This window comes from Pseudomonas sp. AC193 (genome assembly GCF_979258075.1).
In genome coordinates this window covers 2116327-2129294 of sequence record NZ_OZ409832.1, presented here as the reverse complement: position 1 = coordinate 2129294, position 12968 = coordinate 2116327, and the positions used below count along the sequence as shown (strand labels likewise).

Sequence of the window (12968 nt, the reverse complement as noted above, 5' to 3'; positions counted from 1 at the left end):
GTGTTTCTCCTGGTTACAAAAGTGAAGATTTAAAACCGCGTGCTTTTGAGGAACTCAGCCAGACGCGGCGATTGCGGGCGTTCGAACAGCTCCTTGGGAGGCCCCTGCTCTTCGATTCGCCCCTGATTCATGAATACGATTTTGTCCGAAACCTCGAAGGCAAAACGCATTTCGTGGGTCACCAACAACATGGTCATGCCGTCCTCAGCCAGGCCCTTGATCACGTTGAGCACTTCGCCGACCAGTTCCGGGTCGAGGGCTGAGGTGACTTCGTCGAACAGCATCAGGCTCGGGTTCATCGCAATCGCGCGGGCAATCGCCACACGCTGTTGCTGACCGCCGGACAACTGGCCGGGAAAGTGATTGCGCCGCTCCAGCAAGCCAACGCGCTCAAGCCATTTCTCGGCGAGTACGACGGCTTCGTCCTTGTGCATCTTCTTGACCTTGAGCAGGCCAAGGGTGACGTTCTGCAGTGCAGTCAAATGCGGAAACAAGTTGAATTGCTGGAACGCCATGCCGGTCATCGCACGATGACGAGCGATGACTTTTTCCGCATGACGCACGCGTTTGCCGTTGCTTTCGTCATAGCCGATCGATTCGCCGTCGAGCAGGATCTGCCCGCCCTGAAACTCTTCGAGCATGTTCACGCAACGCAGCAGCGTGGTCTTGCCCGAACCGCTGGAGCCGATCAACGTGACCACGTTGCCGCGCTGCATGCTCAAGTCGACCCCCTTGAGCACTTCGACCGCGCCGTATTGTTTGTGCAGGCCACGAATATCCAGCAGCGGCTGGCCGTTCTGAAGGTTGGAAACTGGAGCTTCAATCATGGCAAGGCCACCCGCTTTTCAATGTGCCGGCCGAGTAACTCGATGCCGTAGTTGATGACGAAGAACAGAAAACCGGCGAACAGGTAAAACTCCAGGGTCATGAATGTCCGGGCGATGACCTGTTGCGTGCTAAGCAGCAACTCAGCGACGCCGATCACCGAGAGCAAGGTCGAGGCCTTGACGATTTCCGTGGACGAGTTGACCCAGGTCGGCAGGATCTGCCGCAATGCCTGAGGCAACAATACGTAGGCAAGGGACTGATAAAACGTCAGACCAATCGCCTGACTCGCTTCCATCTGCCCACGGGGCAACGCTTGCAGCGCACCGCGAACGATTTCGGCAACGTGCGAGCCGCAAAACAGCGTCAGGCCCAACGCACCAGCCTGAAATGCACTGATCTGCCAACCCAGCGCCGGCGCCATATAGAAGCAGGCCAGCACCAGCACAAACACCGGCGTGCCGCGAATCAGATCGACATAGAAACGGAACGGTGCGCGCATCCAGAACTTGCCGTACGTCAGCACCAGACCGGTGACAACGCCGAGCATCGTGCCGAACAAAATCGCCAGCGCCGACACCTGCACGCTAGTCAGAAAGCCCTGCAGCAACGTCTCGCGGGCAATCCACAACTCGTGTAACCAAGTGGGAGATTCGTACATCGCAGCCTCCTATCGGCGGATCGCCAGACGCTGCTCGAGGTAACGCAGCAGCATGGCAATGAGGTAACAGGCCGCGACATACAACGCCGTCGTCACCAGCCAGGTTTCGATCACCCGGTAGCTTTCGACGTTGATCTTGCGCGCGTAATAGGTCAGCTCCGGCACCGCAATCGCAGCGGCCAGCGAAGTGTCCTTGAACAGTGAAATGAAGTTGTTCGACAGCGCCGGCAATACATTGCGCAGCATGACCGGCACGGTGACGTAAGCCTTGACCTGCCACTCACCGAGACCAATCGCCAGCCCGGCTTCGCGCTGGCCTTTGGGAATGCTCAGCAAACCACCGCGGAACACTTCGGTCAGATAGGCCCCGGCGTACAGCGACAGAGTGATGATGAACGACGGGATCTTGTCCAGACGGATCCCGAGGCTCGGCAGTGCGAAGTAGATCAACAGAATCAACACCAGAATCGGCGTGTTGCGCACCACTGTGACGTACACCGAAGCCAGCACCCGCAAGGCGCGATGCTTTGACAGCAACGCAAACGCCATCAGCAGGCCGATCACGCAGCCGATGGCGATCGACACCAGCGCCAGTTCGAGGCCCAGACCGAGCCCCGCGAGCAAGGTGTCGAAATCGCGCCACACGGCGGCAAAGTTCAACTGATAGTTCATGGTCAGCAGTACCTTGAGCGGGGCGACGTGCATCGCCCCACTCTTCCTTCAGCAATTTGGAAACGTCGCGAGCGAAGAAAAGACAAGGCGAAAACAGGCGAAAAAGCGGAGTTGACGTCAGTCAATGAGCATTTTGAGGCTGTTTTCAACGCAGTATTTTCGAGCGCAGCAGTTTTCATTTGAATTCGACAGGGAAACCGATCGCTGGGGACGGCAGATCGACACCGAACCACTGCTTGAACGACGCGGCGTAAGTCGGGAATTCAACGCCGGTCATGGCTTCATGCAGCGTGGTGTTGACGAAGTTCAGCCAGTCCTGATCGCCACGTTTGACGGCGCAGGCGTAGGTTTGCGGGCTCCACGCGTAGGTCGGGCTGCGGTAGCGGCCAGGGTTCTGCACCATCAGGTATTTGACCGAAGACTGGTCGGTGGCGGCGGCATCGGCGCGGCCGGAGTTCACCGCCTGATACATCAGATCGACGCTGTCGTACTGATCGACCTTGGCTTTGGGTAGTGCCTGGTGCACCAATTCTTCGGCGTAGACGTTTTGCAGCACGGCCACGGTCACGCTGTCGCCAGCGCCTTGCAGGTCTTCAATTTCCTTGTACTTGCTGTTGTTCGGCAACAACAGGCCGACGCCTTCGCGGTAGTACGGCAGCGTGAACGCCACTTGCTGCGCGCGGCTGGCAGTCACGGTGATGAACTGGCAGCTCATGTCGACTTTGTCGGTGAGCAGATTGGGAATCCGCGCATCGGACGACTGCACCACGAACTCGACTTTGCTCGGGTCGTTGAACAAACCTTTGGCCACCATCCTGGCGATGTCGATATCAAATCCCTGCAACTTGCCGTCCGCACCCTGAAAGTGCCACGGCGCATTGGTGCTGCCGGTGCCCACGATCAACTTGCCCCGGGCGAGAACACTGTCGAGCTTGCTGTCGGCCGCCTGGGCCAGCCCCATGACGGTGGATGAAGCTGCGAGAACAAAAACACACGCTTTAAACAAGGAAGGACGGCGATGCATGGCAAGCACTCCAGATTTGTGTTTATTCCGCTATACCGGAACACGGTTTGTTACTACGGAATAGACAGCAGAAAGTGTGCCACAGGAATCACAAGGAATCTGCAATGGATTGAAATGTTTTTTGAATCAAAGGGATGGGTGAAGTGTGGGGAGTGAAGTTATCAAAGCGATTTGATTGTCGGCGCTACCGTTGGCTACGAGGCGCGGGTAGCAGGTTCCCAACTCAGATAAGAATGCGCTGATTCAGTGCAGCGAAAAATCCGCTTCAAAGTTGATTCAACGCTTTGCCGCGTTATCGTAAACCTCGCCACGTGCTCTTTTCCCGACCGCTATCACTGTCACGATTAACACTTCGTCTCTTACGCGGTAGACCAATCGATAACCCGCGCTGCGAAGCTTGATTTTATAAGCATTGCCTAGACCCTTGAGTCGATCAGCTGAAACATGGGGGTGGCGGAGCCGTTCCGTGAGCTTTTTTTTAAACTGCTCCCTAAGGCTAGCATCCAGCCGATTCCATTCCTTCAAAGCCTGTATGGAAAATTCCAGCTCATAGGTCATCAATTGAAACCTTGATGGTGGGGTCGTTTTCCCTTTCCTTGCAGAGCGCAATCAGTTCCAGATCTTCCAGACGCGTCATCATTGCCTCGTACTCTTTTGCCGGCACGCAATAAAACGCCGGCTCGTTTCGGTTGAGAATTGCTACAGACTGCCCTCCCCCAGCAGCCACGGTACCCATCGGATTTTTTTTCAATTCAGAGATGCTCGCTACCACGTTAGAAAGAACGATATGTGCCATGAGGGTGCTCCTTGGAGTGCTTTGATTGGTACTAAAAATAGCACTCCCAAGAGTTCATGACTCCCACCTATTTGAAGGTACCACGCGGATTACTCGGACGTTTCTGAGTGCTTTGTAAGGACGCTCTACCGTATTAGTAAGACAAAACCACAATGTGGTGATCTCCGCCGGCGTTTCTCACATGAGGCATATTCAAACCTTTGAAATATCGATTGCGCCTCATGGCTTCACCTCTTACGCGATCCGCAGTCATTCGACGCACCAATTCTGTGCACACCCCGGGAACGTTTCCCGAAAGTGCCACCTAAGAGCCATCAACCGATGGCACTTTCGTTCTACATGATCGGTATCAATCAAGCGTCGAACCGGATTGGACAAGCTCCCATCCGGCTGCTTTCCTTTATTTCTCAGTAAGAGAACACACGCTGCAGGCCATCTGGTCACAGCGTTGCCATGTCCCAGGAGGGGTCAATGTCTTTTAAAGTCATGATGGTTTTCGGTACGCGCCCGGAGGCCATAAAAATGGCCCCGCTTGCTCGGGTTTTGCGCCGGTGGCCAGACATCCAACTGAACATCTGCTCCACCGGCCAGCATCGCGAGATGCTCACGCAGGTGCTGGACGCCTTTGAGCTGACGGTCGATGAAGACCTGCAAGTGATGACGCAAGGCCAAACCCTCAACGGCTTGTCCCAACATCTATTAGCTCAGCTCGATCAAGCTTACGAGCGGGTCAAACCTGACATCGTATTGGTACACGGCGACACCACCACGAGCTTCATCGCCGCCCTCGCCGCGTTCAATCGTCAACTGCCGATCGGCCACGTCGAAGCGGGCCTGCGTACCGGCAATCTGCGCGCGCCGTGGCCGGAAGAGGCCAACCGCCGCTTGACCGGCGTCATTGCCGATCTGCATTTTCCGCCAACGTCCAAATCTGCGGCCAATCTGCTGCGCGAAGGCGTGCCTGAGGAAAACATCGAAATCACCGGCAACACCGTCATCGATGCCTTGCTGTGGATGCGCAAACACCAAGAGCAAACGCAGTGGCATCCCGCCGCCGATTCGCCGCTGGCCGTACTCGATGATCAGCGCCGGATGATCCTGGTCACCAGCCACCGTCGGGAAAATCTCGGCGGTGGTTTCAACAACATCTGTCTGGCCTTGGCTGAGTTGGCCGAGCGCTACCCGGACGTGCAATTTGTCTACCCAGTACACCTCAACCCGCTCGTACAAGAAGTGGTGTACGGCATGCTCGCCAACAAACCCAACATCTATCTGGTTCCACCACAGAACTACCCGAACTTCGTCTGGATGATGGGCCACGCACATTTCATCCTCACGGATTCCGGCGGCGTACAGGAAGAAGCGCCGGCGATTGGCAAGCCATTGCTGGTACTGCGCGATGTCACTGAGCGCCCTTCCGTACTGGAAAGCGGCACGATGCTGTTGGTCGGCACCGACAAGGCACGCATCATCAACGAAGCTTCGCGGTTGCTTGATGACGAAGAGACCTACACCCGCATGAGCCGGGTGCACTTTCCTTACGGCGATGGTCACGCCAGCGAATTGATCGCCACCCGCCTCCACGCCTGGTTGAGCGCTCGCTCGACGGCGGGTGACGGGGTATGAGTCTGGGTTGGGTCGATTTTTTTGCGTATGTGCTGTTTGGTCTCAAATATGTGGCGATTGCCCTCGCCCTGCTGATGTTCTTCCTCGGTCTCGATGACCTGTTCATCGACCTTGTGTACTGGAGTCGCAAGCTGATCCGGCGCTGGCGGATCTACGATAAATTCGAGCGCGCCGACGAGCAGCGGCTGTACGCGATTGCCGAAAAACCGCTGGCGATCATGGTGCCGGCGTGGAATGAAGTCGGTGTGGTCGGCGAAATGGCCCGCCTGGCGGCCTCGACCATCGATTACGAGAACTACCAGATTTTCGTTGGCACCTATCCCAACGACGCCGAGACCCAAGCGGATGTCGATGCGGTCTGCCAGCACTATCCCAACGTGCACAAAGTGGTTTGCGCCCGCCCCGGACCGACCAGCAAGGCCGACTGTCTGAACAACATCATCGACGCCATTCTACGTTTCGAGAGCGAGGCGAAAATCCAGTTCGCCGGGTTCATCCTGCATGACGCCGAAGACGTGATTTCACCGATGGAGTTGCGTCTCTACAACTATCTGCTGCCCAACAAGGATCTGATCCAGATCCCGGTTTATCCGTACGCGCCGGAATGGAAAGGCTTCACCGCCGGCCACTATGTCGACGAGTTCGCCGAAAACCACGGCAAGGACGTTATCGTTCGCGAAGCCCTGACCGGTCAGGTGCCGAGTGCGGGTGTCGGTACGTGCTTCAGCCGCAAAGCGATCAGCGCCCTGCTCGAAGACGGCGACGGCATTGCCTTCGATGTTCAGAGTCTCACCGAGGACTATGACATCGGCTTCCGCCTCAAACAAAAAGGCATGAAGTGCATTTTCGCCCGTTACTCGGTGAGTGATCCGAAACTGGCGCTGGAGCAGCCGTGGGCGTTCGGCATGAACCGCGAATTTTCCCAAGTGATCTGCGTCCGCGAGCATTTCCCGCGCGACTTGCAGCACTCGATCCGGCAGAAATCGCGCTGGATTGTCGGCATCGTGTTTCAAGGCACCAAAAACCTCGGCTGGAGCACCGGCCTGCTCAACTATTTCCTGTGGCGCGATCGCCGCGGCCTGATCGCCTACATGCTGAGCTTTCTGGTCAATCTGTTGTTCGCAGTGCTGCTGGTCATGTGGTTGGTCACGGTGATTTCTCCGGACTCCTGGCGCTACCCGTCGATTCTTTCCGACAGTTCATTACTGCCGGTGCTGCTCTGGCTTAACGGTTTCATGCTGCTCAATCGTCTGTTCCAGCGCGGCTGGTTCGTGACCCGCTATTACGGTCTGGTTGAAGGCCTGCTGTCGGCGCCACGGATGATGTGGAGCAACTTCGTCAATTTCTTCGCCAACCTGCGCGCACTGCGCCAGGTCATGGAAATGGGCGATTCGCGGCGCGTGGCCTGGGACAAGACCACCCACGAATTCCCTGCGCTGACCAAGGCACAACGCGTACCGTTGGGGCATCGTCTGGTCGAGAAAGGTTTGATTACCGAAGAGCAACTGGAAGCCGCCATCACCAGTCCAGTTCGTCGCCGACTCGGTCGAGAATTGTTACTGCGTGGGTACATCGACAGCACGCAACTGGTGCAGGCAGTGGCCGAGCAGCTTGATCTGGAATGGGCGCCACTCAACCCGTTCAAACTCGATAAGCGCCTGATTGATGCCTTGCCGCGCCGCATCGCCTCGCACTACGGCGTGCTGCCCGTGGCCGAGGAAGGCGAAACACTGGTGCTCGCCTCCGAAGGCCCGGTCAGTCAGGTTTCCCTCGGCGCCATCAGCCGACAATTAAAGCGTCCGGTGCGTAGCCGTCTGGCACCGCAAGGCCGTGTGACTCTGGGGATTCGTTACTGGTACGCCAGCCCCCGTCAGAATGAGGAAGTGCGTCATATGCTCCAAGTGCTTGAACGTCATCAGGACGATGAAGCCTTGCTGGAACGCGTCAGCCGCCATCAGGTGTTGCTGGGCAACCTGTTGCAGGTTCGCGGCATGGTGCCGCCCACTCTGTTCAATCAAGCGCTGATTGATTTCGATGCGGAAAACATGTCGCTCGGCGAGCACCTGATCGACCGCGGCATGATCACCCGCGAAGTACTCGAACAGGCGCTGGCGGATCAGACGAGTGAACAGCAAGCGGCTTACCGCATTGTCCGGGAGGTCGCATGAAGCCTGTTTACCGTCATTCCCTGATGATGGGGAGCCTGTTGCTTGGTTTGAGTACCGCGTACCCACTGCAAGCCGCACCATTGAGCGAGTTCGAACAGTTCCGCAGCTATCCCTATATGGATCGCAGTTACCGCGAGGCGAAAAAAGGTAACTGGAAAGAAGTCGAACGGCTGATGCGACACCTGCTGGAAAAGGTGCCGAAAAACGATGAGGCGCGTGCCATGCTGGTTGAGTCGCTGGCCAAACAGCGGCGCTATCAGGACGCCGTTCAAGCGTTGCCGAACGATAACAGCGAGGCAGTTCTCGATTTGCGCCTGACCTGGATCGAACAGGATCCACCGACCAGCACTCAAGTCGAACAATGGATGGCCACCAGCAGCCTCAACGACCGTGTGCGGTTGTGGCAGGCCTACAGCTTGAGTCTGGCCAAATTCGGCGGTGCCGCCAAAGCCCACGACTGGCTGGCACACTTGGCGCCCAAGGGTGACGACAATATTCTGCGTCTGGCGCGCTCGAACTGGTCCGAGCAATTGCGTGACTGGAGCGGCACCATCGAAGAACTCGCGCCGCTGGCGGCGCGTCAACAACTCGATACCGAAGGCTGGCAACGGCTGGCCAATGCCTACGTGCAACGCCTTGATGAGCAACCGCTGCAACAACTGCTGCAACAGGCGCCAAGCCCTGAAGCGGCGCGCAAAGTTCGACTGGCGATGGTCGATCGCGCCATCGCCATGGGCCACGATCAGCAGGCTCAGCGCTGGCTGCAATCATTGCCGGCGTCGGATCTGGCCGATCCGTTACAACGTCAGCGGCTATGGGAGCTGGCGCGGCAGACTGATGATGTGCCGACTGTCCAGCGTCTCAGCAACGACTTGCAGCGCCCTTGCCTGGAAACCGTCGACTGGCTGTCGCGGCACGATCCGGAAGCTGCACGGGTGCAACTGCGTGGTTGTCAGCCAACAGATGATCCCCAGGCCTGGCTGGTTCTGGCGCAACGTCTGCAAGCCACCGACCTGTTGCAAAATACACAACTGCCGCAGCCCTGGGACAGCCAGCGGCAAGCGCAACTGCTCTATGTCTGGCAGGAACAGGGTGAGAGCAGCAAGGTCATGGTCTGGCTCGCCGGTCAGACGCAAACCCCTGCGGTGGTCAAACGCCGCGCGGAGCTGGCGCAGCGCATGGGGCGCCGTACTGAAGAACAGACCTTGTGGGAATACCATTACCGCCAGACCGGCGATCTGGCCTCACTGAATCAGGCCAGTTTTCTCGCGTTCAATAGCGGCGATCGCGCGCACGCACAGCAATTGCTGGAAAACGCTTACGACCGTCATGGCGGACCAGCCACCGCGCTGCAGCGTCTCGCCGGGATCTACGCCTCTTTGACAGAGATCACGCCGGCCCAGCAGCAACGCATGGCGTCTTTGATCGGTCGTGTCGACGGCGCCACTCGCGGGCAATTGCTCGCACAACTGGCAGAAAAAGGTCAGTGCGATGTCGTGCAGCAGGCCATTGGCAGTCACCCCCAAGCAATTGGCGACTTCCGCGCACTCGGCCGTTGTGCGATGCCCGATCGACCCGGCGAAGCCGTCGTTTATTACCAGCAAGCCGAGAAACTTGGAGACCGCAGCAGTCGTTTGCCTTTGGCCTATGCGCTCGAAGCTGCAGGCGATTCCGCCGGTGCCTTGGCGATATGGCGCAGCATCCCCGCTGCGGAGCTCACAGACAACGCACGTCTGACCGCCAGCCGCAGTGCGCTGAATGCCGGCGACGCCCAAACCGCCGAGCGTTTCTGGCAACAGAGCAACACTCGCGGGGCTAACGAATGGGCGCTGGGCGCGGCGACTGCCGATGCTCGCGGCGCGCATGTACAGGCGCTGGAACGCCAACGCCAGGCCCTATTGAAAGCACCGGATGCCGGGCACTTTTATGCCGCCTCGGTCACCGCACAAAAGGCTGGTGATTTGTCACAAAGCACCGCATGGCTGGCCGAAGCCGTGCGCCGCGATCCGAAAAACCCACGCTACCGCGCCGATTACGGCATGCGTTTGTCGGGCGCACAAACCCGCGAAGAGCGCGCCAGGGCAATCCCCTATCTGCAACAGGCGACCCGCGACTTCCCAGAGGATTATCGTCTGGGCGAAACCCTGGCCTGGCGCTACGACGAAGTCGAGGACAGCGCCTCCGCGCGTAAAGAACTGCGCCGCGTGATCGACCTCGAACAGAACCCGGTTGCGGCGGACGACGAAGACGGCAGCATGGAGGCTCGTCGCTATCGTCAACGCCGCGCTCATGAAGCCTTGTCCCGGCGGGATAACTTCACGATTGCCAGTACCTGGTCGCCGGCCGGGGTATCGACCAACGACTTTCTGCGTGACGACGACAGCAAAGGCTCACGCCGCAGCCCCAACTCGCAGAACGTACAAGTGGCCATGTGGGATCACGCCCTCGGTGAAGAACCGAGCCGAGCCGGCAGTTCGCTGTCCGTCTATGGCCGCGTGCTGATGGGCGGACAAAGTCGCTCCAGCTACGCTGAGTCCGTCGCCGCCGGTGTTGGCTTGCGCTACAAACCGTGGGGCACGCAGAACATCAACTTCTACGGCGAAATCTATAAACAGAGCCAGTTCGACGACAAGGATAACCACGGCCTGAGCCTCGGCCAGTTGATCAATCCAGACAAGCTCTCGGATCAGCTCGACGACCATCGCAAAGATGGCCACACCAGCACCGACTACCTGCTACGCGCCACCGCCTCGTTCCTTGATCAGGGCAAGTACCGCAACGATTGGCGCGTCGACGAAAGTGCATGGGATGAACGCTTCCTCTACCTCGACGCCGCTTCGTGAGCCAAGGCCGGCGATCACCAATGGTTATCGCGTTTCCAGCAAGGTCATACGTGGAAACTGCCGTTCAGTGGCGCACAAACGATCATGCCGTACGGATTTCTTGAATTCGCCAGCCAGGATCCGAGCAACGACTGGCGCCAGGATTTGCGCACCGGCGTCGGTTTGCGCTGGCAATGGTGGTACGACGATGACCGCTACAACGCCTATCGCTCGAAACTGACGGTGCGTACCGAATATCAACAGTCGCTGGGCGGCAATTTGTATGAAGGCGGCAACGGTGTGCTGCTGGGCGTGGAGTGGAATTTCTGATGGCTCGCTGGATAATGTTTTTCTGCTTGTTGCTTAGCGCCGTCGCTGTGCGTGCTGATGAGCGTGTGTTCTATCAACCGCTTAATGTCGATGCCAGTCTCAGCCAGACGCAATGGCAAAAAATCTGGCAAGACAGCGCAAAGCAAGGCACGCGGACGCTGATCGTGCAATGGACTGCGTATGGTGACTCGGACTTCGGTGGTGCCAATGGCTGGCTCGCCAACAGTTTGAAACTGGCGCAGCGGCAAGGCTTGCAGCTGGTACTCGGATTGAAAATGGATCCGGCCTACTACCAGCGCATCGATGAGCTCGACAGCGCCGGCCTCGCCACTTATTGGCAGGCGCAATTGGGCCAGACATTGGCGCAGCAGCAAAAGCTGCGCAAGGACTGGAAGTTGCCGGTAACGGGTTGGTACCTGCCACTGGAGCTCGACGACTTGCATTTTCTCGCCGCAGAACGCCGGGCGACGTTGCAACGCCAACTGACGGATCTGGCGGGCAAACTGGATGCTCCCCTGCACATCAGCGCATTCAGTGCCGGCAAACTCGCGCCGTCGGTCAATGGAAAGTGGCTGGGCGATCTGGCGGCTGCCGGAATTCAGGTCTGGTGGCAGGACGGTGCGGGTACCGGGCGCCTGGCCCCGTTGGTACGCACCGGTTATGCCGGCGAACTACCCTGCTCGGTAGGTATCGTGCGTGAGGCGTTCCGGCAGGTCAGCCGCGATGGTCAGCCATTTCGTGCCGAGCCCAGCGCACCTGACGTGACATCTACCGGTTGTCATCCAAACGCCGTATTTTCCCTGCGTTACCGCCCATGGGGCCAGGTGATCCTCGACAACCAGCGCAGACATCAGGGCGGCGATGTACAAAATCATTGAAGACGAAGTGCTGAAAAAAACCGCGCCGGCGGCAGTGCGCGCCGAGTTCGTCCAGCACGAATTCGAGCGCCTCCACCGGTTCAGCGTGTTGATCTTCCTCACCAGCACGTTCATGTGGCTGGTGTTTGATCTGATCGTCAGCTTCCTCGGCGGCCAGGGCTTCACCTGGCGTTCAATGGTTTTTCTACTGCTGTTTTCGATTCTGACCGTCGTGCTGGGGTTCACCCGCAAGGCGCGTCATTTTGATGTGCTGACCGTGCTCTTCGTGCTCGGTCTCACTGTTGGCGTCCGGCTCATCGTCTACGGTGTACCGGACATTGTGCAGAGTTCCTGGCTGGTGCTTGCCGCCGCCAGCATGCTCTACAGCATCTCGGTACTGCCCTTAAGTCGCGTGGCGTTTTTCGTCGTGCAACTGATCATCTGGTCGTTGCTCAACCCGTTTATCAATACCAGCATCAGCCTCTTCGAACTTCGCGGAGTCATGACGGCTTGCTACAGCGTGTTTCTGTGTGCACTGACCATCTACACCTTTCTCAAACTGCGCGAGGCCAAGCTCCACAACTACATCATGTCGCGGTTGCTGCTGGATCAGGCCTACAACGATACCCTCACTGAAATCCCCAACCGCCGTTCCTTCATGACCCTCGCGGAAAAACACCTGCAAACGGTTCCGCGCGAACACGATCATTACTTATTGATGATCGACATCGATAACTTCAAGAAAGTGAATGACACCTATGGGCACGACATCGGCGATGAAGTGCTCAAGCGCGTTGCCGCCGACATCAAAATGGTGATGAAAGCGCATGATTTTGCTCGATTGGGTGGCGAGGAGTTTGCGATTTATCTGACCGATGTTAGCCGCGAGGATGCCGAAGCACTGGCCGGGGAATTGTGCAGACTCGTGCGCGAACAACCGACGAAGTATCCGGTGACCATCAGCATCGGCGTAACCCGGGTCGAGGAACACGACACCCTGACTCAGGCGTTGATCAAGGCGGATGATGCGTTGTACGAATCAAAGCATTCGGGTAAGGATCGCTACACTTTTCATCGCTGATAAGTGCGTTATCTCTAAGACCGACTTCGCGAGCAAGCCCGCTCCCACACTTGAAATGCATTCCAAATGTGGGAGCGGGCTTGCTCGCGAAGGGGCCAGTAAGACC

10 protein-coding genes and 1 pseudogene are annotated in these 12968 nt (G+C 57.9%); 5 read left to right on the top strand and 6 right to left on the bottom strand.

What is annotated here, in order from left to right; genetic code table 11:
• Nucleotides 1–29: 29 nt before the first annotated feature.
• The 6 genes from ACZZ0D_RS09755 to ACZZ0D_RS09730 form a co-directional block, all read right to left on the bottom strand.
• On the bottom strand, nt 30–827 hold the full coding sequence (locus ACZZ0D_RS09755; RefSeq protein WP_053120511.1) for an amino acid ABC transporter ATP-binding protein: 798 nt from the start codon (nt 825–827) through the stop codon (nt 30–32).
• Complete coding sequence (locus tag ACZZ0D_RS09750; protein WP_400644856.1) at nt 824–1486, bottom strand: amino acid ABC transporter permease; 663 nt, start codon at nt 1484–1486, stop codon at nt 824–826. Before ACZZ0D_RS09750 ends, ACZZ0D_RS09755 begins: the two co-directional genes overlap by 4 nt.
• Nucleotides 1487–1495: 9 nt before the next feature.
• Nucleotides 1496–2158 (bottom strand): amino acid ABC transporter permease, encoded by a 663-nt coding sequence (locus ACZZ0D_RS09745; protein WP_003225455.1) that lies wholly within the window; start codon nt 2156–2158, stop codon nt 1496–1498.
• Between the two features lie 175 nt (nt 2159–2333).
• Nucleotides 2334–3182 (bottom strand): transporter substrate-binding domain-containing protein, encoded by an 849-nt coding sequence (locus tag ACZZ0D_RS09740; protein ID WP_053120514.1) that lies wholly within the window; start codon nt 3180–3182, stop codon nt 2334–2336.
• 276 nt (nt 3183–3458) lie between these two features.
• On the bottom strand, nt 3459–3740 hold the full coding sequence (locus tag ACZZ0D_RS09735) for a type II toxin-antitoxin system RelE family toxin (protein ID WP_282357706.1): 282 nt from the start codon (nt 3738–3740) through the stop codon (nt 3459–3461).
• The gene (locus ACZZ0D_RS09730; RefSeq protein ID WP_053120518.1) at nt 3730–3978 is read right to left on the bottom strand and encodes a type II toxin-antitoxin system Phd/YefM family antitoxin; all 249 of its coding nucleotides are present in this window, start codon (nt 3976–3978) and stop codon (nt 3730–3732) included. Before ACZZ0D_RS09730 ends, ACZZ0D_RS09735 begins: the two co-directional genes overlap by 11 nt.
• Before the next feature lie 471 nt (nt 3979–4449).
• On the opposite strand from ACZZ0D_RS09730, the gene wecB reads away from it, so the two are divergent.
• The 5 genes and pseudogenes from wecB (at nt 4450) to ACZZ0D_RS09705 (ending at nt 12862) form a co-directional block, all read left to right on the top strand.
• A complete protein-coding gene (wecB, locus tag ACZZ0D_RS09725) occupies nt 4450–5604 on the top strand; it encodes a non-hydrolyzing UDP-N-acetylglucosamine 2-epimerase (RefSeq protein WP_463553066.1) in 1155 nt (384 codons plus the stop codon).
• Nucleotides 5601–7772, top strand: coding sequence for a cyclic di-3',5'-guanylate-activated glycosyltransferase NfrB (nfrB, locus tag ACZZ0D_RS09720; protein ID WP_463553065.1), 2172 nt, complete (start codon nt 5601–5603; stop codon nt 7770–7772). Before wecB ends, nfrB begins: the two co-directional genes overlap by 4 nt.
• Nucleotides 7769–10924, top strand: a pseudogene (locus ACZZ0D_RS09715) (NfrA family protein). Before nfrB ends, ACZZ0D_RS09715 begins: the two are co-directional and overlap by 4 nt.
• Nucleotides 10924–11802: a DUF4434 family protein gene (locus ACZZ0D_RS09710; RefSeq protein ID WP_463553064.1), complete on the top strand. Its 879-nt coding sequence runs from the start codon at nt 10924–10926 to the stop codon at nt 11800–11802. Before ACZZ0D_RS09715 ends, ACZZ0D_RS09710 begins: the two are co-directional and overlap by 1 nt.
• Nucleotides 11786–12862, top strand: a complete 1077-nt coding sequence (locus tag ACZZ0D_RS09705; RefSeq protein WP_463553063.1) for a GGDEF domain-containing protein — start codon at nt 11786–11788, stop codon at nt 12860–12862. The genes ACZZ0D_RS09710 and ACZZ0D_RS09705 overlap by 17 nt, the downstream gene beginning before the upstream one ends.
• The last annotated feature ends 106 nt before the right edge of the window (nt 12863–12968 follow it).

What these genes read in the sequence shown, in the direction of transcription:
- ACZZ0D_RS09755 (WP_053120511.1), bottom strand. Translation starts at nt 827, where the DNA reads ATGATTGAAGCTCCAGTTTCCAACCTTCAGAACGGCCAGCCGCTGCTG.
- ACZZ0D_RS09750 (WP_400644856.1), bottom strand. Translation starts at nt 1,486, where the DNA reads ATGTACGAATCTCCCACTTGGTTACACGAGTTGTGGATTGCCCGCGAG.
- ACZZ0D_RS09745 (WP_003225455.1), bottom strand. Translation starts at nt 2,158, where the DNA reads ATGAACTATCAGTTGAACTTTGCCGCCGTGTGGCGCGATTTCGACACC.
- ACZZ0D_RS09740 (WP_053120514.1), bottom strand. Translation starts at nt 3,182, where the DNA reads ATGCATCGCCGTCCTTCCTTGTTTAAAGCGTGTGTTTTTGTTCTCGCA.
- ACZZ0D_RS09735 (WP_282357706.1), bottom strand. Translation starts at nt 3,740, where the DNA reads ATGACCTATGAGCTGGAATTTTCCATACAGGCTTTGAAGGAATGGAAT.
- ACZZ0D_RS09730 (WP_053120518.1), bottom strand. Translation starts at nt 3,978, where the DNA reads ATGGCACATATCGTTCTTTCTAACGTGGTAGCGAGCATCTCTGAATTG.
- wecB (WP_463553066.1), top strand. Translation starts at nt 4,450, where the DNA reads ATGTCTTTTAAAGTCATGATGGTTTTCGGTACGCGCCCGGAGGCCATA.
- nfrB (WP_463553065.1), top strand. Translation starts at nt 5,601, where the DNA reads ATGAGTCTGGGTTGGGTCGATTTTTTTGCGTATGTGCTGTTTGGTCTC.
- ACZZ0D_RS09710 (WP_463553064.1), top strand. Translation starts at nt 10,924, where the DNA reads ATGGCTCGCTGGATAATGTTTTTCTGCTTGTTGCTTAGCGCCGTCGCT.
- ACZZ0D_RS09705 (WP_463553063.1), top strand. Translation starts at nt 11,786, where the DNA reads ATGTACAAAATCATTGAAGACGAAGTGCTGAAAAAAACCGCGCCGGCG.